This window comes from Flavobacterium sp. U410 (genome assembly GCF_053570605.1).
In genome coordinates, this window is sequence record NZ_JBSEFI010000014.1 from 37,623 (window position 1) to 64,100 (window position 26,478).

27 protein-coding genes are annotated in these 26,478 nt (G+C 28.7%); all 27 read right to left on the reverse strand.

The features are described from left to right. Positions 1 to 3 precede the first annotated feature (3 nt). The 27 genes from ACUSJC_RS10360 to ACUSJC_RS10490 all read right to left on the reverse strand — a co-directional run bounded on the left by ACUSJC_RS10360 (position 4) and on the right by ACUSJC_RS10490 (position 26,469). Positions 4 to 1,818, reverse strand: a complete 1,815-nt coding sequence (locus ACUSJC_RS10360; protein WP_449269502.1) for a hypothetical protein — start codon at positions 1,816 to 1,818, stop codon at positions 4 to 6. 2 nt (positions 1,819 to 1,820) lie between these two features. Further along, on the reverse strand, positions 1,821 to 4,310 hold the full coding sequence (locus ACUSJC_RS10365; RefSeq protein WP_449269503.1) for an ATP-binding protein: 2,490 nt from the start codon (positions 4,308 to 4,310) through the stop codon (positions 1,821 to 1,823). Beyond that, positions 4,310 to 5,629, reverse strand: coding sequence for a hypothetical protein (locus ACUSJC_RS10370; RefSeq protein WP_449269504.1), 1,320 nt, complete (start codon positions 5,627 to 5,629; stop codon positions 4,310 to 4,312). Before ACUSJC_RS10370 ends, ACUSJC_RS10365 begins: the two co-directional genes overlap by 1 nt. Before the next feature lie 125 nt (positions 5,630 to 5,754). Then, positions 5,755 to 6,807, reverse strand: coding sequence for a nucleotidyl transferase AbiEii/AbiGii toxin family protein (locus ACUSJC_RS10375; RefSeq protein WP_449269505.1), 1,053 nt, complete (start codon positions 6,805 to 6,807; stop codon positions 5,755 to 5,757). Beyond that, on the reverse strand, positions 6,800 to 7,321 hold the full coding sequence (locus ACUSJC_RS10380) for a hypothetical protein (RefSeq protein ID WP_449269506.1): 522 nt from the start codon (positions 7,319 to 7,321) through the stop codon (positions 6,800 to 6,802). The genes ACUSJC_RS10375 and ACUSJC_RS10380 overlap by 8 nt, the downstream gene beginning before the upstream one ends. 137 nt (positions 7,322 to 7,458) lie before the next feature. After that, positions 7,459 to 8,097, reverse strand: coding sequence for a hypothetical protein (locus ACUSJC_RS10385; RefSeq protein WP_449269507.1), 639 nt, complete (start codon positions 8,095 to 8,097; stop codon positions 7,459 to 7,461). A gap of 15 nt (positions 8,098 to 8,112) precedes the next feature. Beyond that, entirely contained in the window at positions 8,113 to 8,724 is a 612-nt protein-coding gene (locus ACUSJC_RS10390; RefSeq protein WP_449269508.1) for an AAA family ATPase, read from the reverse strand. A 226-nt stretch (positions 8,725 to 8,950) separates the two neighbouring features. Further along, positions 8,951 to 9,754 carry a transcriptional regulator gene (locus ACUSJC_RS10395; protein ID WP_449269509.1) on the reverse strand — a complete coding sequence of 268 codons (804 nt, stop codon included), beginning with the start codon at positions 9,752 to 9,754 and terminating at the stop codon, positions 8,951 to 8,953. A 93-nt stretch (positions 9,755 to 9,847) separates the two neighbouring features. Next, positions 9,848 to 10,135 (reverse strand): helix-turn-helix domain-containing protein, encoded by a 288-nt coding sequence (locus tag ACUSJC_RS10400; RefSeq protein ID WP_449269510.1) that lies wholly within the window; start codon positions 10,133 to 10,135, stop codon positions 9,848 to 9,850. An 89-nt stretch (positions 10,136 to 10,224) separates the two neighbouring features. Further along, positions 10,225 to 11,073: an RteC domain-containing protein gene (locus ACUSJC_RS10405; protein ID WP_449269511.1), complete on the reverse strand. Its 849-nt coding sequence runs from the start codon at positions 11,071 to 11,073 to the stop codon at positions 10,225 to 10,227. Between the two features lie 133 nt (positions 11,074 to 11,206). Next, positions 11,207 to 14,875 (reverse strand): metallophosphoesterase, encoded by a 3,669-nt coding sequence (locus tag ACUSJC_RS10410; protein WP_449269512.1) that lies wholly within the window; start codon positions 14,873 to 14,875, stop codon positions 11,207 to 11,209. Between the two features lie 33 nt (positions 14,876 to 14,908). Beyond that, positions 14,909 to 15,475, reverse strand: a complete 567-nt coding sequence (locus ACUSJC_RS10415) for a Pycsar system effector family protein (RefSeq protein ID WP_264558367.1) — start codon at positions 15,473 to 15,475, stop codon at positions 14,909 to 14,911. A 5-nt stretch (positions 15,476 to 15,480) separates the two neighbouring features. Then, the gene (locus tag ACUSJC_RS10420) at positions 15,481 to 16,323 is read right to left on the reverse strand and encodes a restriction endonuclease (RefSeq protein ID WP_449269513.1); all 843 of its coding nucleotides are present in this window, start codon (positions 16,321 to 16,323) and stop codon (positions 15,481 to 15,483) included. A gap of 10 nt (positions 16,324 to 16,333) precedes the next feature. Beyond that, complete coding sequence (locus ACUSJC_RS10425) at positions 16,334 to 17,236, reverse strand: hypothetical protein (protein ID WP_264558369.1); 903 nt, start codon at positions 17,234 to 17,236, stop codon at positions 16,334 to 16,336. Positions 17,237 to 17,303: 67 nt separating this feature from the next. Further along, positions 17,304 to 17,738, reverse strand: a complete 435-nt coding sequence (locus tag ACUSJC_RS10430) for a DUF2141 domain-containing protein (protein ID WP_264558370.1) — start codon at positions 17,736 to 17,738, stop codon at positions 17,304 to 17,306. Then, a complete protein-coding gene (locus tag ACUSJC_RS10435) occupies positions 17,735 to 18,481 on the reverse strand; it encodes an LOG family protein (protein WP_264558371.1) in 747 nt (248 codons plus the stop codon). The genes ACUSJC_RS10430 and ACUSJC_RS10435 overlap by 4 nt, the downstream gene beginning before the upstream one ends. Positions 18,482 to 18,506: 25 nt before the next feature. Then, on the reverse strand, positions 18,507 to 19,862 hold the full coding sequence (locus ACUSJC_RS10440) for an MBL fold metallo-hydrolase RNA specificity domain-containing protein (RefSeq protein ID WP_264558372.1): 1,356 nt from the start codon (positions 19,860 to 19,862) through the stop codon (positions 18,507 to 18,509). A 129-nt stretch (positions 19,863 to 19,991) separates the two neighbouring features. Beyond that, positions 19,992 to 21,113: an ABC transporter permease gene (locus tag ACUSJC_RS10445; protein WP_250593404.1), complete on the reverse strand. Its 1,122-nt coding sequence runs from the start codon at positions 21,111 to 21,113 to the stop codon at positions 19,992 to 19,994. A gap of 34 nt (positions 21,114 to 21,147) precedes the next feature. Continuing rightward, positions 21,148 to 22,254 carry an ABC transporter permease gene (locus ACUSJC_RS10450; protein ID WP_449269514.1) on the reverse strand — a complete coding sequence of 369 codons (1,107 nt, stop codon included), beginning with the start codon at positions 22,252 to 22,254 and terminating at the stop codon, positions 21,148 to 21,150. Positions 22,255 to 22,292: 38 nt separating this feature from the next. Then, positions 22,293 to 23,027, reverse strand: coding sequence for an ABC transporter ATP-binding protein (locus tag ACUSJC_RS10455; RefSeq protein WP_250593406.1), 735 nt, complete (start codon positions 23,025 to 23,027; stop codon positions 22,293 to 22,295). 2 nt (positions 23,028 to 23,029) lie between these two features. Beyond that, entirely contained in the window at positions 23,030 to 23,926 is an 897-nt protein-coding gene (locus tag ACUSJC_RS10460; protein ID WP_264558375.1) for an ABC transporter ATP-binding protein, read from the reverse strand. Between the two features lie 39 nt (positions 23,927 to 23,965). Further along, on the reverse strand, positions 23,966 to 24,253 hold the full coding sequence (locus tag ACUSJC_RS10465) for a hypothetical protein (protein WP_250593408.1): 288 nt from the start codon (positions 24,251 to 24,253) through the stop codon (positions 23,966 to 23,968). After that, a complete protein-coding gene (locus tag ACUSJC_RS10470) occupies positions 24,250 to 24,699 on the reverse strand; it encodes a hypothetical protein (RefSeq protein ID WP_264558376.1) in 450 nt (149 codons plus the stop codon). Before ACUSJC_RS10470 ends, ACUSJC_RS10465 begins: the two co-directional genes overlap by 4 nt. After that, positions 24,696 to 25,097 carry a hypothetical protein gene (locus ACUSJC_RS10475; RefSeq protein WP_264558377.1) on the reverse strand — a complete coding sequence of 134 codons (402 nt, stop codon included), beginning with the start codon at positions 25,095 to 25,097 and terminating at the stop codon, positions 24,696 to 24,698. The genes ACUSJC_RS10470 and ACUSJC_RS10475 overlap by 4 nt, the downstream gene beginning before the upstream one ends. A gap of 2 nt (positions 25,098 to 25,099) precedes the next feature. Further along, positions 25,100 to 25,552 carry an OsmC family protein gene (locus ACUSJC_RS10480; protein ID WP_264558378.1) on the reverse strand — a complete coding sequence of 151 codons (453 nt, stop codon included), beginning with the start codon at positions 25,550 to 25,552 and terminating at the stop codon, positions 25,100 to 25,102. 4 nt (positions 25,553 to 25,556) lie between these two features. Then, positions 25,557 to 26,033: a Dps family protein gene (locus tag ACUSJC_RS10485; RefSeq protein ID WP_449269515.1), complete on the reverse strand. Its 477-nt coding sequence runs from the start codon at positions 26,031 to 26,033 to the stop codon at positions 25,557 to 25,559. 25 nt (positions 26,034 to 26,058) lie between these two features. Further along, complete coding sequence (locus ACUSJC_RS10490; protein WP_449269516.1) at positions 26,059 to 26,469, reverse strand: hypothetical protein; 411 nt, start codon at positions 26,467 to 26,469, stop codon at positions 26,059 to 26,061. Positions 26,470 to 26,478 lie beyond the last annotated feature (9 nt).

The window sequence follows — 26,478 nt, forward strand, 5'->3', positions numbered from 1 at the left end:
AAATTATGAAGTAAAATCATGTTCAAAAGCATTTCTTGATAAATATTGCATGAATTTTTGTAATAAATCGTCTGAATATGGAGATTTATAATTGGTTAATCTGCTAATATTGAATTCTAAAACTTTTGTTCTACTGTTGTAGCAATTTTTATTGTCTAATTCAAAATCTTTAAATGTACCTGATTTGAATATTAAATCGGTAAGTTCCGTTTTATTTGCGGTTTTAAGTTTTTTATAAACGTCAATGTTACTAGAAAATTTTTCGAATAATTTATGAATTTTTTTATATCTCTTAATCCAAGATTCAGATATAATTATTGAACTTGGTTCTTTTTCAGAAATTTTTATTCGGCAAACACCATCACCATTAAAAACACATAAATCAAGGATATGAAGGTCAATTATTTTAAATGTCGAAAATTGTGCTAATTTAATATTTTCAATAACTCCATTTTTATCTTCAATTCTCTCACAAACTGCTCTTTGAGCAAAACTCATATTTAAATAAAAATCTTTACTAACATTTATTAATTCAACTAAAAACCCCGTATTGTAGTTTCTAGCTCTTAAACCATCTTTTCTTAATGCTAGATTACATGGTTGTGTTAAAAGTATATATTCTTTGTTTTTAATTTTAAAAATATCACCATTGGAAATTGGATAATGAATTGTATTAATAATACTTCCGTGGCTGAATAATTCTTTATCTCTTAGGTCTTTAATTGGTGCTTTGTCAATTGGAGTATCACCACCTGTGGTAATATTTTCAATTTCTCTAATTTTACTTATTGTACTATATACGTTTTCTCTAGTTTTTTTTGAAGAAAAAGCATTTAAAGCTCTATTCTTTGTAATAATATTAGCAAGTCTATATAATGTATCGACTTCCCAAACGCCTTCTTGCTTAGAAGATTTTTGAATCGCATGATTAAAAGACTCAGGAGAAAGCGAATTAATTTCTAATAGAGAGTCATTAAATGATTTTTTTAATATTTCAAATGTTTTTTTCTTTAAATCTTCTATTTTATCAATTAATAAAGCATTTCTAATGCCTTCAGCTAATGCAGGTAAATGTGTGTCATTTAAAAATCTTTTCTTAGATATTGTATAAAACTGTGTTTTTTTGAATCCATGTGATCCACAATACTCATTTCTTTTCTCATATTCCTGATTCACATTAAAAAGATGTGAAAAAATGCCACAGTAGATAAAATTATTTATCTCATCATCAACCATAATTTCTCTAGCTAAATCTAAGCCATTTCTCCCGTCTTGTAAGGGTGACTTACCAAAATCAATGTCAAATAATATTAATAATTTAGAGCCTTCGCCAATACTATTGAAAATTTCATTTTTTTGTTCAACCCATTCGTTTGGAGAAAACAATTCAATTTTAGCCTTTAAATGTTTCTTCAGACTTAATGGTGCTAGTGAATTTTCCAAGTCCTCTCTGTCTTCATCAAAACCCAATAGACTAACATAAAGTTGTCTTCTTTCTTCTTCATCTTTTGATTCCCATAATTCTAATATTTTTGCTTTAAAGACTACTTCAGGTAAATTCCAAAGATGATTTAGAAAATCAATATCTGGCTTGGTATTTTTAAGGTTAATAGTTTTACCAATAAAGTCATCAAACAATTCATTTATTGAACATTTGTCATCTACATAAATAATTTTTTTTATGTCAAGTGATTTTAAAAAATTATTTATAGCAGATGTTGCTTGTGCTACTATTTTATCGTTATTTATTATTGTAACTTCTTTTGGAATAACATCGTAAATATTACCTGATGTTGTGATAGTGATTTTATTATCCATATTTATTCAATAATATTTGATAGGTTAATAGCAAATATGTATTTTCTATTTAAATCGTTTTTTTCAGGTTCAAGAGTAATTGTACAGCCCGAAGAATCAAGAAGTTGTTGTACAATAAATAATCCTAGGCCACGCCCTTTTCCTTTAGGTTTTGTAGTAACAAATGGCTCAAAAATTTGATTTTCAATAGCTGGAGTTATCCCATAACCATTATCTGAAATATAAATCCAAGGTTTTTCAATTTTAATTTCAATTTCTGGTTTAAAATTAGAATCGCTTAGTTTTTTTTCTAACAACCAAAATTCAGAGTTATTCAAAAGATTATCTACTATTTGAATAAATTTTCCTTTATTTATTTTTATATGAAAATCATCAATAGAGTTTATAAGAAATTCAATACCATTTTTGTTGAATCTATTTGAATAGTATTCTTTTTCCTCTTGAAATAGGTTTTTTAAAGAAAGACTACTCTTTTTTTCTTTATTATATTTTAAAGCAGGATCAAGATGCTTGAGTTGAATTTTCAAACCGTTTACTGTTGAATTAATGTACTCCATTAAAACATAAATATCGGAATCGGAAAGTTTTTTACTTTGAAGTTTGTTAGAATAGAACGCAGATTTTTCTGCTAACCTATCAGCTATTGATGCAAATTCATGACTAACTGATTCTGTTGTCAAACCAAGACTAGCAAGCTCAGAAAAATTTTCTAATTGTTCTTCCAAGATTTGTATTTTGGGTTCAAGTATGTTAATTACTTCATCTAATTTCTCTGTTCTTTTAATTACTTCTTCAAGCTTATTTAAAGTGGATTGGATTCTTAATAATTCTTCCAGTAAATCGTTAACTTCTTTTGCTGTTTTCTTTTCTAGTTCAGTACTAAAAAGTGGATTGCCTTCGATTGCTTTGGAAGTTTGTTGTAGTCTTGGTATAACTTTTTCAACTGTTTCTTTACTGCTATCAAATTCTTTTTTTAAATCATCAGATTTTTTCTTGGTCTCATTTAATTGATTAAAAGCTTGGCTTACAGTTTTTATACCATTATTTTGAGTTTTGTATTGTAATAAATAATCATTGTATGCTCTTCTTATTGATTCTTGATATCTGTTGATTTCATCACGAATAAAAAAGGCTAATAAGAAAAAATTCCTCGAATATTCATTTGAAATAAATCCTTTTCTATCTGTTTGGTCTTTTAAATTTATATTTTCGCCTTCATCTATAGCAAAATATCCAATTACATTAACAGGGCGTAATGGATAATATGATCCTCCTGTAGTCTGTGAATCTCCAAGCCTTAACCAATCATCTTTATCAATACCAAATGGAATTACAGCGAAACCATTTCTAAATATTTTTATACCTGCTTGTGCTTGAGCAATCTCTCTATAATTTGAAAGTTTTCCAAAAGTGTCAATTATTTTTTCATCATTTGATAGCCAATTATCATAAGTAAATTCATGAATCAATCCATTAAATTTTCCAGGATTCGCTTTTTCCCCATTAATTATTTCTAGATTTGGAATATCATTGTAAGACGAATATTTTTTATTAAATTCTAAATAAAAGTTTTTGTTATCAGATTTATTAATGTAGCTATATTTTTTATTACCCTTTAAAAAATTAAAAAATTTATTTCCTTTATCATTTTTGAGATAGTTTAAAAAGTCTTCTCTTTTATTACCAATAAATTTTTCAAGTTTAGTACAACCCTTAATAGTTAAATCGGTTCCATCAAAATAAAATTCAAATTTTGATAATGCTAAATCTTGCAAATCATTTTGAAAGCCAATTAAATCAATATTTTGACCATTTACTGAAATGTATATTTCAAAAGGTCTATTTTGTTCAAATGGTGAAATTATTTGAGCTAATTTCCCTTTAAAAATTTCTAAATTTTGACCTTGCCAAACTTGAGGTTGATTAATATCGGTTAATATTAATTTTGTTCCTTGTTTATTTGTGAAATAATCCTTTTTTTCAATAACAACCTCACTTAATCTGTCTACTTTATCGAAATTTCTCCAATCGAAAGCAATATGTGTACCTGTATTGTTTTTATTCGTATTTGTAAAAATTTCACAAATATTAGCAAGCCTTTGAGTGCTTAATCTACCTAATCCTTTTTCTCCAAGAGGAGTTCTACCTTGAGGTGATTTTTTTTTAACATTATCAATGCCTCGCTTCTTTGAATATGAAATAGTCAACCATGATTTTAAAATAGTTTCTTCATCCATACCATAACCATCATCTTCAACAACAATAAAACCTTTATGATTTGGATAAATTAAGTTTTCCTTTGTGTACTCACCTGTTGTATTTATTTCAATAGCGACATAGCTAGCATCAGCATCATAAGAATTTTTTATAATTTCTAATAATGCAGTTATCTCGTCAGAAACTAATTGCTCACCAAGTTGTTTGACGATATGAGGAGTTATATCAAAATGATATTTAATTTCTTCTTTATTCTTTTCTTTACTATTTCCCATTAAAATGGTTTATTGAATATTAAAATTTTTTCTTTATTCATTGTGTCTGAGAAATTATTTCTACCAGGCATTCTTTTACTAAGAATATCTCTAGTTAAATCAGTAACAAGAAATAAACCTTTACTTTTTAATAATTCCGTTAAAATTTTATCGTTTTTAACTTCTTTATTATTTACATTTCTGTTACCAATTGTCCAAACATGGTAGGAATTGATATCCATTTTTTCAAGTACATTATCAATTGTAATATCTAAATCGTTAATGAAGTTTAGCACTTTTTTAGCCTTATTTCTTTCATCCGTGTTTAAAACATTAAAATACTCTTTTAATGTTTTAGATTTAGGAAATAATCTATCTTCTAACTCTTTAGATGAAACTAAATTTTTACCACCTAAACTATTAGAATCAATTTCATTAATTACCTTTAAATAATCTAAAGTTATTGTTTCATCAATTTCATTTACAGGAATCCATTGTAAAGGTAAATATGAAAACTGCCCATAGGTTACTGTAGTGTGATTATCACCATATGGTGGCGAAGTAAGAAGCAATTGAAACTTTTCATCAGATAAAACTTTTTGCATAGAGTTTCCCCATTTTACTTCTGAAGTCTTGATGTATTTACCATTCTCTAAAAGATTTTCCTTTTCAAGTGAATTTCTAAAATCTTCAATATCAGCAATACTTTTTTTAGATAAATTTAGAAAAGTTGTTATTGGAAAAACTTTTCTGTTTTGAATATCTTCAGTTGTTCTGATATGCATTTTGAATGTAGAAGTTCTATCGTTACTACAATTTCTAATTACTTCAGCTAAAGCTACCCAATAAAACTTTCTAATGTATAAATCTTGTTCAGATAAAATTGCTCTTCTTAATTTTGATAATTCTTGTTGAACTTCAAGCTTGAACCACTTTGTTATGTTATTGAAATTAATATCAACGGCAATACCATTATCATTTTTGACAAATAGTTTTATTCTAGTAAGTGCATCATTTAACTCTTGGATGTTGTAATCAGTTGTTTTAACTTGGCTTATCAATAACGATAGAGGGTTTATATCTTGTCCATATACATTGAATCCATATTTCATCCCGGCAACAAGACTATTTGCTGCTCCCATGAAAGGATCAATTAAAGAACGATTTTCAGGTAAAAATTTAATCATTGCTTTAATTATAGACTCTTGTACAGAAGGTACCATCATTGCAGGATAGTTAAGAATTTTTCTTACGAACTCTCTTTTATCGTGATTTTCTCCGTTAAGTATCTCTTTATCAATTGCAGCTAAAGTTTCTTCTATGGTGTTTTGTACAATCATTTTAATTTGATTTATCGCAAATTATTATCAAAAATAATTAAGTTTTTAATTAAATTTAAATATTTACTTGTTTATATAGCTTTCTTTCTAATGAATAATTTTATTGTGGTAGATTCATAATGTTGTTAACTCATAAAATCATAAGATATTAATCTTTTTCTTAACCTAGTTAAAGGTTCTAATATCTGATTTTTAAGATTTATTGAATGTTCTAGTGACAAATGATTATAACCATTATAGTTATTCATAAAATCAATATTCTCATTTATTACTTCTAATAATAATTTAATTTCATCTTTTGAGAAGTCATCCAGTCTTAAAATCTCTGTATTGAATTTTTTAATTATTTTTAATAATGGGTCTTCTCCTGAAAATTTTCCTTCTCTTGCTCTATAATACTTAATTGCTTCTTTTAGACTTTTAATCTCAATATTGCTAAAACCATTATTGTTTTCTTTATAAATTAATGGTTCTTCCTCTTTGTTTATTTGTTTTGTTATTATTTCAACCTTCTCCATCAACATTTTGAATCTTTCTTCACGAATTAATGGATGGATGTGCATTGCCAGAATTTCATCAGCTTGTGGATGATTTTTAATTGTGGTTAATTCATCTTTAATATATTGACAAACATTTTCCTCCGCAGCTAAGATTTCTTCTACTATTGTAGTTCTGTTATCTAATAGATAAATTATATCTTCATAATCATGACTTCCATAAAAATCATTTTGTCCTCTGTCTTTAAAAGCTTCAAACTTAGTTGCTAGAAAATAGGGTGATGGTAAAATATTAATACTTGTTCCATCTTCTAATTGTGTTTGTTGGAGGTAATCAAAACCCGGTTTATACCATTTGTTTGAAACACCTATACCGCTATCTTCTGCAGGCATAATATCAATTGCAATATCTTTGTATTTGTATGAAGATATTGCATGTCCTTCGGGATCTGGATAAAATCCTAATTCAGCTAATCTTTCTTGCATTTGTGCCCATTCTGCATAATTTGCCAAATTGATTGTCATATCAATATCAGAAGTTGGGCGGATTTCTTCAGCAGCTGGATCATCTGTATATAAACTGATGACCGCACCACCAATGAACACCATTTTATCTTTTAACTCTTGTAACCCATGAGCTACCTGAGCTACTAAATCAAGATTTATAATTTTGTTATGCATTCAGAATTCGTTTTTCAAGTTCTTTTTTTGCTATTTCTTTTTCTCGAATTCTTCCTACCCTTATAGCATCTACCATTGTTAGTAATTCATATAATTTTTTATCGCTTAATGTTGCTTCTACCACTGTGTTATATAATGGTTCAATCGCTTGCCCTCTTTCCAAACCCTTGGCATAAGGCCAAACGTATTTATCATTTGATCTAATTATTTGATTTAAAGGTTCTGCAGCATGTGCTGTTAAAACCCCTCTTACAATAGCACCTGGTTGTTGTGGGAAAGCGTAAGAAACACCATGAAGTAAAAACTCTGTAAACGCCAATTTGTTTACTTTTTTTCTTGTTTCATCAATCAATCCTGCATATTTGGAACGATTTAGAGATTGACTTACTTCCGATTGACTAATTCCAAGTTCTTGAGCAATAGTATGATGAAACCATTGTTTATTTCCTAATGCAATGATTTTTAGTAAAATTACAATGTCTTGTGGCTTCAAATTGTTTTTAGATTGTTGCATATATTTCATATTGCGATATGCAATATTACTTATTTATTTTTTGAAAAACAACATTTTACGTTTTTATATTCCATATTGCGATATGCGATATGATTTGTTTTTATAGCTGGTATATCAGGATAAACCTGATTATTTGACTATGAAACATCACTTTTGTTAATCGTATCAATATAAAACTGTAATTCATACAATTCGATTAATTTTTCAGTAGCATTTGATAGTTGTGCTAATTGGACAAAGTTTATGTTTTGATACAATGCTTTTTCTCCCAATACATCTTGAAGGATGATGTAGATTATTTGCTGCCAAGTTTTTGTATTGCAGTTGATGGTGTAGTTTTTTAAGTAAATGATTATGTCTAGCTTTTTGATTTTGGAATCGTAGTTTAATGGAAGGAATTTGATTTCGCTGGTTTTGATTGTTATTTCTTGAAAAACGTAAGGTTCGTCTAAACCTTTTATGATTTCGTCAATATTGGCAGTTGGTTGTATGAATGCCGTAAATTTCCAATGTTTTAATTCTGGTGCATTATTAATTAATTCTTCTACTTGATTGAAGTAATCCGGGTTACCATTTGCTGTAATGATTAATTCTGCTTTTTGGTTTTCTTTTTTTGGAAAAACTATCATAAAATCTAAATCTTTGGAGTAATAGCTCAGTTGTTTTGCTAACCAATAACAGATTTGTTTTTGATTGTTAACAGTTTCGTTTTTTAGGTTCTTAATAGTTTGGTTATTGTCCTGGAACCAATTCCAGAATATATTTATTTTTCTCATAGGTGAAATGTTTGGTTAGCGTTTGTCTAGTGTGGATTTATCAAAAGCGATGAGGTTGAGCATGGCTCTTAATCTTGAACGTACTCGGTTGCCGTAAATGGTTTCAATTTCTGAAGCGGATAGATTGGTAGTGATATGTGTTATGACTTTTTTTGAAACGAACAGGTCATATCGCGATAGAATAATTTCTGCCATAACATTACATTCGTTACCATAGTATTTTAAATTACTTTCTACACCTAAATCGTCAAAACAATAATTTTTGCAATCGGTTTGGGAATAGCTACCGCGACTGTACTTGTGAATTATTTCGTAACCTTCTTTAATGAATTCAAAACTTATATCTCGGCAGGTTCGCATGTAGAATTTATTTTCTTTTTGGGTAATGTATTTCATTATGGTCATCAAGGTTGTCTTACCGGAACCAACTGGTCCAGAAAGTAGAATTCCTTTTGACAAGTCCAATCCGAATTGATTTGCAGTTATTTCATCCTTCAAGAAATAAGCAACTAGTTTTGTTATGTTTGACAAATCTTCTTCAACGAAATGGAAATTTAAACCATAATCTTGTTTTGCTTTTTGTTCTAACCATGTTAGGATTTCTGGGTAGTTGTATTGAGAGCTCATAGTATTCTTATTAATCTCATAAATAAATATTTTGCTGAATGTATTTGTTTTACTTTTTCTTTTGGCTTGACCCAAAAGAAACAAAAGGTCAAGACTTGAGTTCTCATCGGTCAATTTAATTTTTGAATTGGAAATGAAAAGAACTCGGCTAAAGCCTCAAACAGCTTTTCATTTTTACCAATTCTTCAAATAATTGACACTCGATTGCGAACTCTTAGGTCGATTATTAAAGTGGTTCAGCATAATTTTTATCTTCAGTAACTTGTAATTGTTTCGCTCGTGGTTGTTCTTTTACTTGTGGATTTTGTGGAAGATTGATTGTGAATTTGGCTGTGTTTAATATCCAATTACGAGCTGCTGCATGCCAATCTATCATTTTAGTTTTTCCGCCAATAAGCCAACCGTTACTGGTGTAATAATTGTAAAATCGTTCAGCTTCAAATTCTGAGAATTCTTCTTGTTTGAAATAGTCTTTGACTTTTTCGATTGATGGATTTTCTATTTCTCTTTTTTTCGCGGAACTTTTTTTCTCTTTTTCTTCGGTCTCTAAAAACTTTTCATCATTTAAAATTTTGGAATTGGTATCTATAGATATGTTTTTATTGTTTTTAAATGTTTTCTTCTTATTATATATATTGGGTTCATTGACTTGTTCAGTACCCTTACTATTAACTTGGTTATTTATTGGTTGGGTTTGGTCAATAATTGAACTGGTTTGTGTTTTAAAAACACTTTTTCTATCTGACAAATCGTGTAAAATCACTTCTGAACCTGAATAGGGATTATAGGATGGTATGTAGTCTATAAAGCCTAAACTTTGCAGTTCTTTAATGCATTTATGATAGGTTGCTTTTGAAGCTATTCGGCTTGCTTTCATCATTTCATCACGAGAAATGGCAATTGGATTTTTAAAACGATTGATGTTCCAACTTTGAAATAAAGCGAGATAGAGACTTATATGTGTGGGATATATGGTTTCTTCAGCTGCTATGCGAATGAAGAATCCTGTAAGGTGTTTGATGTAGTTCATTTTACTAGTAATTAGTGAAAAGTGAAAAGTGATTAGGAAAGATTTCCTTCGGACAATTCGCTCCGCTTGGGTGCTTCGTTCCTCGTAATCACATTACTTGAAGAGAGTAGGCAAAGAATTTACCATATTACCGTGTAGTAATTTTTCTATATCAGCATTATTGTAATACATAATACCTCCAATTTTGGTATAGGAAAGTGTTCCGTTGATGCGGAGGTTTTGGAGTGTTCCGGGAGAGATGTTTAACAGTTTACGGACTTCATTGGATTTGAGCCACTGTTTTGTTTGTTGCGGTTTGGATTGAATGATTTCTTTTAAATCTTTCAAAAGAAGACTTCGGAATTCGTTTAAGTCTTCGCGGGTAATAACTTCGACAGCCATAACGTATATTTTAGATTGTTATGGAACAAATTTGTGAAGTTTGGTTTGTTTTATTTCACAACGGGGTTCATGTTGTGAACGATTTTTATTTAAATAACCTCATCTGAACTTTCCATTCTTTTCAATAATGCTTCATTTAATGTTGTAATGAATTTTGTGTTTTCATTCTTTCTTGCTCTAATTTCAAGGAATGCACGACGGTATTGCCCTAAATCAATTTCAAAAACATGTTCAAAATATTCAGCAATATCTTTTAAATCAGCGGCACCATTATTGAAAACACCTTGCGTATGTAAAGCATACATTAATTCAATTAATGAAACTTTTGAGCTTGTCCAAGTCATTTTTATGTTCGGTTTGCGTTGTGATTTTTCACAAGAGTCTTTATTGTTAATCATAATAATTTGATTTTCTAAATACAATTGGATTAAATCGTTAGCTAATATTCTAGCTACTTTGAAGTCATGAGAGGTTGAAAAAGTTTTATCGGTTTCAAAGTAATAACTATCTAATGCCATTTTAATATCGAATTTACCTCTTAAAAAGTATTTATAATCTAAATAAGTACTTCCTGAACGGTAATATTGATAAAATTCAAGTTCGTTGTCAAAGAAAGCTTTTAACTTTAAAAGCTCATTGTTATAATATTTTTTTAATATTCTATTTCCACCATTTGGTCTTTTCATTTCAATCTTATAAATCATATTGTTGTATATAAGTTTAGAAGAGAATTGAGGCTTTATTTCTTTAAAAAATTGGATTTCTTCAGTTTCAGATTTGAATTTGAATTTTGAAATTAAGTTTTTCAAATTAATCAATACTTTTAAAATAATTTCAATGGAACTTTCGCAACGAGTTATCTGATTATCAATTTCTAATTCGATAAAATTTAGTTGCTCGTTGAGATCGGATAATAATTTGGTTGTTTTTATATTCAATTTAGGATAAGTAGTTTTATGTTTAAATTTACAGTAGAATCTAATAGAAAATATTACTCCAGAAAGCATCAATTCTTCTAATAATCCACTTGATTAAAAAAAAATTTTTCATAATTGATTTATTATTAATTATCTAAAAACCAAAACCTAGACTAAAAGCTATACGTATTCCATCAATTGAATTATATACTCCAAGGTTTGTTGTTATAACATCAACTCCAGACATGAAAAAACCACCACCATAAGAGTTATTCCATTTGTTTGAATCTTCATTATCAAACCAAACTCTTCCATAATCAAACCCACCAAATAAACCAAAACGGATTGGTATTAATTTGGTTTTTATTTTATCAAAACTATATCTTAAGTCAGTATTTTGGAAAACATAACTGTTACCCGTAAATCGTTGATTTCTAAACCCTCTTAACCCATTAGTGCCACCAATAGAAGCTGCTTGATAAAATTCGAAATTATTACCTAAATTAACTTGACTTTTTATTCTACTAGCCAATACAAGTTTTCCTGATGATACTAATTTATGAGTAATACTTAATTCGGGAATTAGATAAGTATAACCTCTGTTGCTTTGGTCCAAATTCATTTTATAACCAATATCAACACTTGATTTAAAACCTATAGTAGGGTATGCCTTATTATCATAATTTTCAAATTCAAATTTGGTATTTATGCTTCCAAATTGATTAGTCTTAAAAATATAGCTTGGCAATTGAGAACTGTTTTCTACATATCTGTTTTGAGTATTTTCTACTTCAATTGACTCATATCCTAAACCAAAACTAAATTGACTACCACCATAAGCTCTATAAACCAATGAAGGATTAAGTTGAAATTCGCGAACTCTTACTCGATTGTAGTCAAGTCCAAAAGCATTTTCTAAATTTTCAGTTTCATTACCAAAACCAAAAAAGTTTAAGGTGTAGTTAGGACTTTGAAAAATTGAATTAATTTTTAAGTTTAAATTGCCAATAATATTAGCAAATTCACCTTGATATTTAATTTCATAGCCATTAGTAGCAAAATAAAAAGCCGTGTTGATTTTATGCTGGCTAGTAAATGGATTTCTTTCGAAACCATAAGTTGTATAGGTGTTATTGATTCCAATTTTAATGCCATCATCTGGATTTGTACCAATGGTCGGAATTATTTGATTGAAATTATTTTTAAGTTTCTTATAATCGTAAACATTGGTGCTATATTTATCTTGTAGTTTAATCGTAGCATTATGTATTTCTTTTAGTGTATTTGGCTTGGATTTGTAATCATATATTACTATATTTTTACCGTTTTCAACAATGTATTCATCTTCATTTTGACCACCAATAATTCTAATTTTTATTTTTTTTATTTCATCTGTTATATTAAAAATGTCATCATCATCTAACCCATAAATCCATATTTCCTTTGTAAGTTTTGGGTTGTAAGTTCTATTATTAAAATAATCTATATTTGAATTTTCTTTCCATTGATACATTGAAACTTCTACATTTCCATTTTCTAATCCATTTATTTTTATAGAATCTTTTTTATTGGTTGCGACAATAACGGCATATTTATTTATTAGCTTATAATATGAATCGGCTATGGTTTGTAAATTGGTTTTTCTGCCTTTTAATAGATGTTTAATGGTTTCAATAGATTCATCTTGTACTTCTTTTGGAACAGTATTAAAAGCTTTGTCTATTACTTCATTGGTTAAATCATTTTGTATTTCTGCAACTTGTTTATCCCAAATATCCTTATTGGATTGTGATATAAATGCGATATCTAAAGGATAAGGTTCTATATTAAATCCTTTTACATCTTTTAAATCAGCTGCATATTTTCGTAATAATTTGGAAGCAGGAATTAGGTGAATTGAAGTACCTAACATAAAACCATCAGACATTTTAGAAAAAGCTTGATCTCTATCTCTTGGCAATGGTCTATATACTGTTTTGTTATTTTCTTGATATTCTATCCAAAGCCATTGGTCGTAATGTCTATCCCAATCACCAATTAACATATCAAACAATCGAGCTTTAATGTATGCTTGTTCGTCTATAACTTTTGTATCGTCTTCATGAATTTTTTCAATAACATCTTTGGTGTTTATAATGTTTCCCGTAAAATTTCCATTAGTCAATTGAGTATTTCCTTCAGATGCATATTCTTCAAACACGTATAGTTCATTACCATATTCTTGATTGTATTTTTCCAAATTATCTTGTTTGGGAATATAATATAGGTGCGAATTCAAATATGGAATATTCAAACTACTAGACAACGATGCCACAACAAAAGGTGCGTAAGGATATGAGCCAGTAAACACATCTTTCACCAGTGATTCTGAAGCTGTGTTCTCAAAATAACCTTCAACATATTGGTCTTTAAAAGCTGAAGCTTGAATATATTGAGTGGCATTCTTTTTTAAAGCTCTCATTACAAATCTTTTTCCTTCTTTTGTTTGTAAATGCAGCGTTTTGGATTGTGTGCCACCACCTTTACGTATAGGAGTTAAACCACCCATAAGAGTGTCTAAATAAGCTACTTTAGCATTTACAGGAATACTATAGTATTTTCTATATCTTTCTCCCCATAAAAATTTAAAAAAGGCATTTTTAGAGGTTTCTTTATTTGTATAAATAGACTCTTTGACTGAATCTTGAATTATTTTAGGATATTTTATTGTAGATTTTTCAAAATCAGAAGGAAAAACTTGTTCATTAAAAACTATTTGATTGTTTTCTGCTGCAATAAAATTAACTTCTGAAGAACCATCTTTAAAAAAATTCAAAACAGCAAATCCACTTTTAGGGTATGCAAATTTACCTCCTTTTACTAACCGTGTAGCCGTATTTTTAGAACCTGAACCACTAATGATTTGCGGAATATTGTCTTCAACAAGATATTGTAAATTATGATCATGTCCAGAAACAAAAATTACATTATCGTTTTGTTGTGATGCCGTTACTAAATTTTGTTTTAATTCGTTGTAAAACTTGTTTGATAAGTCTGCATTAGAAACACCAGTGGTATTTCTAAAAAGGTTTTTAAGAGACCCTAAAATTGGGAATGGATTAAGATGGTTTTTTAAACTATATTGTCCACCATGAGATCCATTGGTAAACATAGGATGATGAATGGCAACTACTACTGTTTTTCCTCTTGCTTTTTTTATTTCGCTTCTAAATTCGTCAAAAAAATCTGTACGTGTTTTTATTTCGCAATTATCGTTTATGGTTGGGTGTTTGTCCCAATTAGTAATATACCATTGTGAATCAACAACTAATAAAATGGTTTCATCATTAATGTTTACTTTTTTAATTGCACAACCATTTTCAGGTAAAAAAGTGTTAGTGCCTAATGCTTCTTCAACTAATAATTCTTGTTGGTATAATCCTGAAAAACCACTATACCAATCGTGATTTCCTGGAATAAAGATTACACGACCAGGAAATTTTTTTGCTACGTTGATTTGTAATGATAATGCAAATACAGCATCCTTTTTTTCTGGGCAATCTATTTTGGGAATACCTTTTGGGTAAACATTATCTCCCAAGAATAGCAATAAATCTGAAGTGTTCGCCTTTTTAATTTCTTTTTCCAAGGCATTAAGTGCATCCGGAGCATTTCCATTATCAGGTTCTCCAACATCACCAATTAAATAGATTTTAAAAGTAGGTTGCTGTTTGTTTACTTCTAATACAATTTGGTCTTTTAGTTTAGGATTCAGTGATGCACAACTATATAATAAAAGTGATGAAAGGATAATTATTGATAAAAATGTAAAGTAAGCTTTCATATATATCAATTAATTGCTTTTTTTTTATCTAATTTAAATACTAAAAATAGCATAAGTAAGTGTTGCTAATACACCTATCAATAGAACTATAACTGAAACATATAATAATTGTTGTTTTTTAGTAATTACCAATCCTAAAAAGTAAATATCATAAATCATTTCATCGTAAACGGAATTTCCGCTATCCATGATGCGTTCAATTTCTTTCTTAAATTCAGATAGCGACTGTTTTGAAAAATTAGCGGCATATAACGTTCCTTTATAACCGCTGTTTTGAAAAACTTTACCTAAATACCTATGTGGCAACATGCTTATTAATGCAAAAATCATAGACAACATACTGCTTATTACCAATATTTTAGTACCAATATTTATGTTTATTGTTTTAGATTCTGTTGTAATAAAATGAATACCAAATAGTAAAGAAGTAATGATAGAATTTACTGTTAAAATAATTCTTGCTTTATTATCAATCATCTTTAATAACATGTAGTGATTTCTTGATAGCGTTTTAAAAAGTGTTTGCACTCCACGAGTGTCAAATTTCGCCAATTTTTCTTGACGCAAACTACTTTTACTTTCTTTATTAGTGTTTTCCATAGATATTAAATTTTACATAAGTGCGTAATTTCGTCTAAAACCCGTTTAATTCTAATTTCAGATATTCCAATTTTTTTCAACATATAAGAAGCTTTAAATAATTCTTTAACCAATACAATATCTTTATCAATTAGTTGGTGTTTTTCTTTTATGGTTAATGTTGTTAATACTGTTACTGGATATAATCCATAAGTATCAATATTGGCTTTTATACCATTGGCTTTTGGGTAATCCCAGCTTAATAAAGTTAATCCAACACATTTTGCATAGTTTATTGCATCTAGTGTAAACCTTGTATTTGTAACCAACCAACCTTGTTTGAGGTGCGTTGAATTGTTAGAATTAGTATTCCATTGTTTTTGTATGTCTAAAAACCTTGAATTTATGTATAATGGAATTTTGACATTACTAACCACTTTAGCATCAGAATGAAATTTACATTCAATTGCATAAACGTTTCCTTCTTTTTCTGCCAATACATCTATTTCATGTGTTACGCATTCGCCATTTAAAATAACACTGACTTTTGTTTCATATCCTTTTTCACGTAATAAAGCTCCAACTAATCTTTCAAACGGATAACCCGTTGGGCCTAATTCAAAAATAGCCCGTTTTAGACTATATCGTGAAGCTGATGTTCGGTTTGATTTTTTTAAATAAGCATACACTTTTTTATATATTTCATTTGTAGAAATTCCGTCATAAATATCTGGTTCTATTTTAGATATAATGTTTTCAATTTCTTCTTTAGTTGCACCACTATGTTGAAGTGATTGTTCTAGTTTATGAGTTAAAAAAGGTTCAACTTCTTTATTACTCTTCTTTATAAATATTGGTTTTTCTTTCATAAATATTGTTTTAAAAACGTAAAGTTTCGGTCATAATACCAAATCTAATTGAGCTGATTTGATGTTGGAAATAAATATTATAATAATCCATACCTTGATAGAATTGAACAAAAAATCCAATGTCTTCTAAAAATTTGGGATGATAATAAACAATTAAACTGGCATTAATTCTTTTTGAATTAAAAGTATCCCAATTGTTAATATTATCTAGCATCAAAGTTGTTTCTGCTTTTACAGAAAAGTTTGCTCTTTGTTCACTACTTTTTACAAGGTTTGTTTTCATAGGAAGTTTATAAGCTAAAAAAGTATTGTGCCATCGCAATCCGCTATATTGACCATGAAGTTCCTCTAACATCCAACTCTTTGGGTGAATTTCAACAGAACTTTTTATAAATTTGAAAGCTTTCAAGTTTTGACTATATGATGATTGTAAAAACCCTAATTCTAAATAGTTTGTTGCAAAATTTCCTGATTGTAAATTGACTTTTCCATCATCTGTATAAAAATTACCATCTTGACCATTAGAATGATGAGCAATTTTACCAAATAAAGTTAATTTATTGGCTGCATCTTTATGTCCTGTTAAAAAATAGAACGCAATTTGAGGTATGTAACTAGGTGTTCTTACTGGATAAGAGTATTCGTCATACATTCGTATAATAATTTGAGAAGTAAGCACTGCCATTAATCTAGAATCTTTACGTTCTCTAATCTTAAAATTAGGGCTAACATTTGCCTCAAACATTAAAGGTTCTAAATTTCCAACATCAAAAGGAAAAGTAACATAACTTTCTCCTTGATTTACTTGTGCTATTTTATCTAAATCAAGTGAAGTTATTGAATCTGCTTTAGTTTGTGCATATGTAATATTTGAGACTAAAATAACAAATACTAATACTATACTATTTCTCATAATTTTATTTATAATATTCATAATTAGACTGATAAAGGTTATATCATTTTGAAATAGTTTGACTTCGTTACTTATAAATAATTTTAATACTTTTTGTTAAGTTTTCATCTATTTTAAAACTAGCTTTGGAAAAATTAGGTCTATTTGTTAAGTTGATATTTTGATAATTCGAAAAACCTATTCCTTCTATAGGTAGAATGAATTTTTTGTCAATTTTGCCATTTTTATTTTCGTCATGAAGTATAAATACTGCATATTTCCCTTTAGGAATATTATTAAATGTTATAGTTGATGAATTCATAGAAATTGTACCAACTTCTTTTTTATAATAGTTTTTAATTTTCTCATCAGGTATTGAACCCTCTTTATTGTATAATAAAAAAAGAACATCTCCATTAGAGTTTCTTAAATCTGAAACTTTAACCGTTAAAGAATAGGACTCTTGACCTTGAGAATAATTGGATAAAAGAACTAAAAATAATGTTGTTATTAGTTTTTTCATTTTTTAGATGTATTTTCAAAAAACCACCATTTTGGTTTAATTTGTTGTTTGATTAATCCAAATTTTTCAATTGCATGAGTTTCTAGATGTGTTACTAAATCAGGTATTGAATCCGTAACGTAAAGTAGCTTCATATCTTCTGGACTAATGCTTTCATTTTCAACCATAATTTTAATATGATGACAAAGTTCTTTATGATATTCTGAATCAAAAATAATTATTGGAAAGTTTTTAATTACTTTGGTTTGAATTAATGTAAGTGCTTCAAATAATTCATCTAAAGTTCCAACACCACCCGGCATTACAATAAAAGCGTATGAATATTTTATTAAAACAACTTTACGAACAAAAAAATATGGAATATCTATCCATTTATGTAAGTATGGGTTAGGTTTTTGTTCTCGTGGCAATACAATATTGCAACCTACAGAATATCCGCCATTTTCAAAAGCTCCTTTATTTGCCGCTTCCATTATTCCTGGACCACCACCAGTCAAAACAGTAAATCCTAGTTTAGAAATTTCAGCACCAATTTTTTCTGCATTTTGGTAATGTTCTGAATCGGGTGTAAATCTAGCAGATCCAAAAACGGTTACACAAGGGCCAATAAAATGTAACTTTCTAAAAGATTTTATAAAATTAAATTGAACCTTAAAAGTAAACATGAGTTCTTTAAATCGAGATAGCGGCCCTCGAATAAATAAAGATTCATTTGTAATTAATTTATTTTTATGCTTTTTCATGTTACATTATTTTAGTTATCAGAGATTATAAATCAATCTCTTGTCCCATTAAAGCTACAACGCAATCAAAACCATATTTCTCGTTTATTTTAATACGTAGTTCATCTGCTGGAATATTTTCACCGTGAACCAAGAATACTTTTTTAGGTTTATTTTCTAATATTGAAAGCCAGTTGATTAAATCTTGCTGGTCGCCGTGAGCTGATAATCCTTCAATTTCAAGAATATTTGCTTTTACTTCATAATATTTTCCATGAATTTTGATGTCTTTTGCACCTTCTAATAATTTTCGTCCACGAGTTCCTTCAGCTTGATATCCAACGATAATAACAGTTGTTTCAGGCAAACCTATATATTTTTCTAAATAGCTTAATACTCGACCACCTGTAACCATTCCGCTAGCAGCAATGACTACTTTAGGTTGTTTATCATAAATAGCTTCAATTGTGTCTTTATAATCGATAATCATGGTAAACATTTTACACATTTCAACACATTCGTTTGGAGAGAGTTTGTGCCATTTTGTGTTATTTTCAAAAACGTCTAATATTCTTATTCCCATTGGTGTATCAATGATGTAGGGAATATTTGGAATTTTACCTTCACTTTTAAGTTGCCAAAGCAAATACATTACCGTTTGAGCTCGTTCGACAGCAAAACTTGGAATAATGATTGTGCCGCCTTTGTTGACTGTATTGTTAATGTAAGTTTCTAGCTCAAATTTTGTATCAGTGTCTGGATGAATTCTATTACCATAAGTGCTTTCAAGAAAAATATAATCGGCATTTTTCGGTTTTGTTGGTGCATACATAAGTACATCGTCATCACGACCAATATCTCCAGAAAAAACTAATTTTTTATTTTCAATCATTAAATCTATTGTACAAGCTCCAATGATATGTCCTGCATTTGTAAAAACTGCCTCAATTTCAGCATCAAGATTGACAACTTCATTCACTTTTACTACTCTAAAAAGAGGAAAAACTTGTTTTGCTTGTTCTACTGTATAAAGTGGTTTTGCAATTTGGTGTTTTGAATAATGCCCTTCATTAGCTTTGTTAGCTTCTTCTTCCTGAATTTTTGCACTATCCAATAAAATAAGTTTTGCGATGTCTTTGGTTGGACTCGTGCAGTAAATCTTACCTTTAAAACCTTGATCAACTAATCTAGGCAACCAACCGCAATGGTCTAAATGACCGTGTGTTAGTAGAACAAAATCAATTGTTGATGGTAAAACTGGTAATGGTTCCCAGTTGAGTTCACGTAAGGGTTTTATGCCTTGAAAAAGACCGCAATCTATAAGAATTGTTACTCCATTACTTTCGATTAGTGTTTTTGAACCTGTTACAGTTCCTGCACCTCCAATGAATTTAATTTTCATAATGTTTTATTTTTTACTGCATTTAGCAAATTATTTTAAAAATTATCTATGTTATATTTCCTTATACAAATAAATCATCTTGGTTTGGTTCTATTCTTTAAAACTATCAAATAGAGTCACTTAAAATTTTTAATTTGTTTTTTTATAACTCCAAACAGCCAAACCATTTACAACTACTGCAAATCCAAATACTATTAATAAATTATTTAGTACCTCAACAAAACCAGAACCTTTTAAAAGTACCATTCTAATAAACTCAACAAAATAACGAATTGGGTTTAACAAAGTAATGTTTTGTGCCCATTTTGGCATACTTTCAATAGGCGTAAACAAACCACTCATTAAAATAAAGATTACCATAAAAAACCAAGCAATAAACATAGCTTGTTGTTGGGTTTCTGTGTGATTAGATATGAAAAGACCAAACCCTAATATTAAAAGTAAATAAATAGATGTGAAGCCATAAACTAATAAAATATTACCTAGCATTGGAACATTAAAAACAACTTTAGATATAATTAAACCTACAGTCAAAATGACTAATCCAAGTACCCAAAACGGAAATAATTTTCCGATAATAAATTGATATTTTTTTATTGGTGTAACGTTTATTTGCTCTAATGTACCCAACTCTTTTTCTCTAACAATATTCATAGACGAAAGAAACAATGTTAGCATGGTTACCAACAAAACTAATATGCCTGGAACCATAAAGGTTTTGTAGTTTAAGGTATTGTTATACCAAAAAGAAGGTATAACCATTATATTTTGTTCTACTTCTTTGTTTTCTGAAATATATTTAGATTGTATTTGAATATTCTTATTATAAGCACTAACGATCTGTGTTACATACACATTTTCTACACCAGCAGTTGCAGCATCAATAGCATTAATGTTAACAGAAATACTTCCTTTTTTATCTTTTTGTAGATTTCGATTAAAGTTTACAGGAATGTTTACAATAATATCTGTTTTACCTTTTTGCATTTCTTCAATAGCTTTATTCTCTGAAAAATAAGATTCTGTAACATTAAAATAGGTAGAAGCGTCAAATGCACTTATTAACTCTCTAGATTCTCGACTTTGATTATTATCAACAAAAGTGATAGCAATATTTTTAACATCAAATGTGGCAGCATTCGACAAAATTAATAATTGTAAAATAGGTAAAATAAATATTAGCTGAAGCATACTTTTATCTCTAAAAATCTGCTTGAACTCTTTTTGTATGATGAATAATATTGTTTTCATTTAGAAAATATTAAGTGTATTTAAAAAAATAATTTTATTCTAATCTGATTTTATATTTTTTAATACTTATTGTTATAAATAGTGTTGTCATTCCAATTAATATGAGTGTTTCTTTCCAAATATATTGAATACCAACACCTTTAAGCATTATGGCTTTTACAATAATAATGAACCATTTAGCAGGAATAATATTACTGATGATTTGCATTGGCAAAGGCATACTATTTATTGGGAAAATAAAACCAGAAAGTATTATAACAGGTAGCATTAGCCCCATCAAGGATAGCATCATTGCCGTTTGTTGCGAATCTGAAATAGTGGAAATTAAAATCCCTAAAGAAAGAGCAGATATAATGAATAAAATGCTTTCAAAAGATAAAAGTAGTAAGCTACCATTTATTGGCATTTTGAAAACAAAAAAGCCCAATAATAGTATGATTATAGCATTAATGATTGATAGAAAAATATAAGGAAATACTTTGCCAATAATTACCTGAAAAGGTTTTATTGGAGAAACCAAAAGGATTTCCATTGTACCGATTTCTTTTTCTCGTGTAATAGAAATAGAAGTCATCATTGCAGACACTAACATTAAAATAACAGTCATAACACCGGGAACAAAATTGAAAACACTTTTAAGTTCTGGATTATAAAACATTCTCGATTGTACTTCAACTTTTACTAAATTTGTTTTAGGTTGTTTTTTTTGTGACTGATAATTTTGAATAATCGCAGATGTATAATTTGCTATTGTGTTTGCTACGTTTGGTTCTGTAGCATCGGTTATAGCTTGTACTACTGCAACATTTTTTGTTTGCAAATTTTTACTAAAATCACGTTCAAAAATTAAAACCGCTTTAATTTTTCCTTTTTTAAATTCTTTTTCAATATCACTTTCATTATTTATTTGATTTTCGACATTAAAATAAGGAGACGATTTTATTTTGTTAATAATTTTTTGTGTTTCTACATCATTTGATTGGTCAAAAATTGCAATTTCTACATTATTAATTTCATTTGTAATTGCAAAACCAAACAATAAAATTTGAGCAATAGGCATTCCAAATAAAATAAACAAGGAGCGTTTATCACGAAAAATGTGATAGAATTCTTTTTTTACAAAACCGATGAATCTTTTCATTTATAATAGTAATTAGTAACTAGTTAATAGTAATTAGCTTACTCAATATTACGTGCTAATTTTAAAAACACATCATTCATTGAATCTACTTGGAATTGTTCTTTTAGTTTTTTTGGAGAGTCTAATGCTTCAATAGCACCATCAACCATAATGGAAACACGGTCGCAATATTCGGCTTCATCCATGTAATGTGTGGTTACAAAAATGGTTGTTCCTTTGTAAGCTTGTGTATATATCATTTCCCAAAATTGTCTTCTTGTTATTGGATCAACGCCACCTGTTGGTTCGTCTAGAAAAACAATTTTAGGTTCATGCAACAAGGCAACAGAAAAAGATAATTTCTGTTTCCAACCTAATGGTAATGAACCCACTAAATTATTTATAACCTCTTGAAGTTCTAACTCTTCAACTAATTGTGTAATTTTTTGTTTGATTTGTTTTCTAGATAAACCGTAAATTCCTCCAAAAAAAGTAATGTTCTCTTTAATTGTTAAGTCATCGTACATTGAAAATTTCTGGCTCATATAACCAATACTTTTCTTAACCATTTCTGATTGTGACAATACATCAAAACCAGCAACATTTGCTTTTCCTGAAGTTGGATTAGAAATTCCGATGAGCATTTTCATTGCGGTAGTTTTTCCTGCTCCGTTTGCTCCAAGAAAACCGAAAATTTCTCCTTTATACACATCAAAAGTAATTCCTTTGACAGCAGTGAAATCTCCAAATTTTTTGGTTAGGTTTTCGACTTGTATGATTTTTTCTTCGTTCATAATTATAAATCCATAAACACATCTTCAATTGTCGTTTGAGCAGGTTTTATGATAATTTGAGTGTGATTTTTTTGTTGTAAATAATCCTGTAAATCGTTTGGATTAAAGTTTTGATTTGTATCTATATAATGAATAAATTCTCCAAAAGCATAAACACTAAAATGACTTGGGTAATTTTTTAAATCGTGAATTAATCCGTGTGTGTTTTTAGATTGAATATCATAAATTACTTTGTCGTATTTTGAAATGATGTTGCTTGGTGAATCGATTTTCAAGATTTTTCCTTTTTGTATTAAAGCAATTCTATCACACAATGAAGCTTCGTCCATGTAAGGTGTTGAAACTAAAATCGTGATTCCTTTTTGCTGTAATCGTTTTAGCATTTGCCAAAATTCTTTACGAGAAACGGGATCAACTCCAGTTGTGGGTTCGTCTAAAAACAAAACTTTTGGTGCGTGAATTAAAGCACAACACAATGCTAGTTTTTGTTTCATTCCTCCAGACAATGCTCCTGCTCTTCGTTTTTTAAACGGTTCTATTTGAACGTAAATATCTTCGATTAAATCGTAATTTTCTTCAATGGTTGTTCCGAAAATAGTGGCAAAAAAGGTTAGGTTTTCTTCTACTGTTAAATCTTGGTACAGTGAAAACTTTCCTGGCATATAACCCACAGAATTTCGAATGGCTTTGTAATCTTTAACTACATCATATTCTAAAACTTTTGCGTTACCTTTATTGGCAATTAAAAGCGTTGTTAATATTCTGAAAATAGTAGTTTTTCCTGCTCCATCTGGTCCAATAAGGCCAAATAATTCTCCTTCATTTACTTCAAAGGAAACGTCATCAATGGCTTGGATTGATTTGTAGGATTTTGATATGTTTTGGACAGAAATACTCATTATTTTAAAAGTGATTAGTTACTAGTTACTAGTAATTAGCTATTTAATTAACAGAAAATTACTTTCTTCTATTGCTTTTACTTCATGTTTAATATTTACTTCTATCATTACATAAACTCCGGAATTAAGATTAATTACAGTTCCTTTTTCATCAGTAAAAACGGCATTTCCAGAAATACAAACTAATAATGCAGGTATTTTTGAAACGTGTTCTTTTAAGGTTTCGCCTTTAGCAATTTGTAATGAAACAACTTTTTTATCATTTGATTCAAACAACAACTGTGTTTGAACTGCTGTATTTTCGGTGTGAAGATTTTTTAATATCATTGGAAATATTGATTAAAGGTTGTAAATGATTCTTGAATTTTAGCCAGGTTTTCATTTGATTTATCTTTTGAAAAATCATCAACTAATTCGATATAAGGAAGTAACCATTTATGTAATTCATCATGAGCTTGACCTTTCATAGTGCAATTTGATGTTAATAAATCAAGATTTTTTTTCAAATTATCAGCTAATAATTGATAGTTTTCAGGTGTTTCTTTGTCAAATGAAGTCACGTCATTTTCCATAGTACGAATATGAGCTATCATATCAACATCTACTTTCCATTTTTGTCCATCATTTAGTTGAATGGTTTCGTCATTTGAATGTTCGTGAACTTCTGTTTTAGTAGCTTGACTTGTTTCAGCAGATTCATTTTTTGCTTTGTCGTTGCAAGAAAAAAGAAAGAACGTTGATAATAGGATTGATGTAATTTTTAATTTGTTCATAATTTTTTAATTTGTTTACTTTTGTTAATTGTAAAATAGGCTAATGCTATAAAAAATAGGGTTATAATGATTCTAAAAATCATTGCACCAATTGTTTTAGTTTCATGAATACCATCAGCGTATATATAAATAATAAAAACTATGAATGCGTTTATGAGAATTAGTGCCGATACTCCTAAAATAGTAGTTGCCCACTTTTTACTTTTTAATATACCATAACTAGCAATTAAATAAATTATACTGCTAATGAAATTTGCCCAAACAATGAATAAAACGTAATTACCTTCTTTGGCTCTTATTCCAAATAAATCAAAAATAACCGAAGCACTCAAGAACAAAGTCAAAAGTCCAAATGCAGCTAATAAAAATGCTATACCATATGAAATTAACTTTTTCATAATCACTCTGTTTTTATTATTGAATTCATAGTAATTTTAGAAATTATTGAATTTGAAATTAAACATGCAGTTTCCGATTTTTGAATAACTCTTTCAGCTCTTTCACGATTTTTTTCATCATTAATAATAATTGTTGGTTCTAGGATTATTTCACTTATTAGAAATTTACCTTCTATTTGTTCTAAAACACCTTTAGACTTGCAACTGAAATTTTTAAATTCAAGTTTAGAGTTTTCTGCAATTGCTAAAAAAGTAGTCATTAAACAACTGCTTACTGCGGCAGTAAACAAGTGTTCTGGAGTCCAAATACCTGGTATTCCTTTTTGAAATTCAGGTGGAGTAGCCACTTCAATACATTTTTTTACTGCATTAAATTGATTTATTTCGGGAGAACATAAATTTCCTTTACGATCACTGCTCCAATTTACATCAACATTATAATAGTGCTTTTCCATTTTTTTACTTGTTTAAAAACGATGAATACATCCAAATTTGTTTCTCTTGAAAACGGATATAATCACTCATTAAAGCATTTGTACCTTCATCGTTTGCATCGCTTGCTAATTCAAGAATTGCTCTTTGCATTACAATAACTATTTTCAAGCTTTCAAGAATTTGTGCTACAGCTGTAAGACCATCTGAAACTTTATTGCTTTCAATTATAGTGGAAGTTTTAGTGTATTCATTATAACTGTGTTCTGGAGTATAGCCCAATGTTAATATACGTTCGGCTATTTCATCGATTTTTAGTAATAAATCATTATAAAGTTCTTCAAATTTTAAATGTAATTCAAAAAATTTCTCTCCTTGAATGTTCCAATGAAATCCTCTTGTATTTTGATAGAAGATTGAATAGTTAGATAGTAATATATTTAGCTTTTTCGCCAAGTTTTCTACTTTTTTTTGGTCTAAACCAATTGCATTAAATTTTTCCATTATTTTTTATTTTAATAAGTTAATTTTATTTTATTGAAGGTTTCATTTTTAAAAAAGAAACACCAAGCCATACAACTGATGCTGTCATTGCAATAGCTCCTAATAGCACAAAAATTGGTGGAAAACCTAAATATACTTCAGATAATATTCCAATTGGCATAAGTAAACCTATTAAAGCCAACCAAGAAATTGCTTTCACATTTTTTAATTCGTTTTGAAAATGAAGCAATAAATATCCAATTACAATATTTAAAAATGCGAATAAATTGCCATGTACATGAGCTAATCTAGTTTCAAAATGTTTACCAATACTATATGTATTTGCCCATTCTTCCTTACCCGGAGCAAAATCTCTTAAATAAATTAAAAGAAATCCATAAGCCATAAAAAAGCCCATTGTAAGAAAACCAATTGCGATGTTGTTTTTACCATTCATGATTTTTAG

Excerpts from the sequence above, each read along its gene's own strand:
- ACUSJC_RS10360 (WP_449269502.1), bottom strand. The coding sequence starts at position 1,818 with ATGGATAATAAAATCACTATCACAACATCAGGTAATATTTACGATGTT.
- ACUSJC_RS10365 (WP_449269503.1), bottom strand. The coding sequence starts at position 4,310 with ATGGGAAATAGTAAAGAAAAGAATAAAGAAGAAATTAAATATCATTTT.
- ACUSJC_RS10370 (WP_449269504.1), bottom strand. The coding sequence starts at position 5,629 with ATGATTGTACAAAACACCATAGAAGAAACTTTAGCTGCAATTGATAAA.
- ACUSJC_RS10375 (WP_449269505.1), bottom strand. The coding sequence starts at position 6,807 with ATGCATAACAAAATTATAAATCTTGATTTAGTAGCTCAGGTAGCTCAT.
- ACUSJC_RS10380 (WP_449269506.1), bottom strand. The coding sequence starts at position 7,321 with ATGCAACAATCTAAAAACAATTTGAAGCCACAAGACATTGTAATTTTA.
- ACUSJC_RS10385 (WP_449269507.1), bottom strand. The coding sequence starts at position 8,097 with ATGAGAAAAATAAATATATTCTGGAATTGGTTCCAGGACAATAACCAA.
- ACUSJC_RS10390 (WP_449269508.1), bottom strand. The coding sequence starts at position 8,724 with ATGAGCTCTCAATACAACTACCCAGAAATCCTAACATGGTTAGAACAA.
- ACUSJC_RS10395 (WP_449269509.1), bottom strand. The coding sequence starts at position 9,754 with ATGAACTACATCAAACACCTTACAGGATTCTTCATTCGCATAGCAGCT.
- ACUSJC_RS10400 (WP_449269510.1), bottom strand. The coding sequence starts at position 10,135 with ATGGCTGTCGAAGTTATTACCCGCGAAGACTTAAACGAATTCCGAAGT.
- ACUSJC_RS10410 (WP_449269512.1), bottom strand. The coding sequence starts at position 14,875 with ATGAAAGCTTACTTTACATTTTTATCAATAATTATCCTTTCATCACTT.
- ACUSJC_RS10415 (WP_264558367.1), bottom strand. The coding sequence starts at position 15,475 with ATGGAAAACACTAATAAAGAAAGTAAAAGTAGTTTGCGTCAAGAAAAA.
- ACUSJC_RS10420 (WP_449269513.1), bottom strand. The coding sequence starts at position 16,323 with ATGAAAGAAAAACCAATATTTATAAAGAAGAGTAATAAAGAAGTTGAA.
- ACUSJC_RS10425 (WP_264558369.1), bottom strand. The coding sequence starts at position 17,236 with ATGAGAAATAGTATAGTATTAGTATTTGTTATTTTAGTCTCAAATATT.
- ACUSJC_RS10430 (WP_264558370.1), bottom strand. The coding sequence starts at position 17,738 with ATGAAAAAACTAATAACAACATTATTTTTAGTTCTTTTATCCAATTAT.
- ACUSJC_RS10435 (WP_264558371.1), bottom strand. The coding sequence starts at position 18,481 with ATGAAAAAGCATAAAAATAAATTAATTACAAATGAATCTTTATTTATT.
- ACUSJC_RS10440 (WP_264558372.1), bottom strand. The coding sequence starts at position 19,862 with ATGAAAATTAAATTCATTGGAGGTGCAGGAACTGTAACAGGTTCAAAA.
- ACUSJC_RS10445 (WP_250593404.1), bottom strand. The coding sequence starts at position 21,113 with ATGAAAACAATATTATTCATCATACAAAAAGAGTTCAAGCAGATTTTT.
- ACUSJC_RS10450 (WP_449269514.1), bottom strand. The coding sequence starts at position 22,254 with ATGAAAAGATTCATCGGTTTTGTAAAAAAAGAATTCTATCACATTTTT.
- ACUSJC_RS10455 (WP_250593406.1), bottom strand. The coding sequence starts at position 23,027 with ATGAACGAAGAAAAAATCATACAAGTCGAAAACCTAACCAAAAAATTT.
- ACUSJC_RS10460 (WP_264558375.1), bottom strand. The coding sequence starts at position 23,926 with ATGAGTATTTCTGTCCAAAACATATCAAAATCCTACAAATCAATCCAA.
- ACUSJC_RS10465 (WP_250593408.1), bottom strand. The coding sequence starts at position 24,253 with ATGATATTAAAAAATCTTCACACCGAAAATACAGCAGTTCAAACACAG.
- ACUSJC_RS10470 (WP_264558376.1), bottom strand. The coding sequence starts at position 24,699 with ATGAACAAATTAAAAATTACATCAATCCTATTATCAACGTTCTTTCTT.
- ACUSJC_RS10475 (WP_264558377.1), bottom strand. The coding sequence starts at position 25,097 with ATGAAAAAGTTAATTTCATATGGTATAGCATTTTTATTAGCTGCATTT.
- ACUSJC_RS10480 (WP_264558378.1), bottom strand. The coding sequence starts at position 25,552 with ATGGAAAAGCACTATTATAATGTTGATGTAAATTGGAGCAGTGATCGT.
- ACUSJC_RS10485 (WP_449269515.1), bottom strand. The coding sequence starts at position 26,033 with ATGGAAAAATTTAATGCAATTGGTTTAGACCAAAAAAAAGTAGAAAAC.
- ACUSJC_RS10490 (WP_449269516.1), bottom strand. The coding sequence starts at position 26,469 with ATGAATGGTAAAAACAACATCGCAATTGGTTTTCTTACAATGGGCTTT.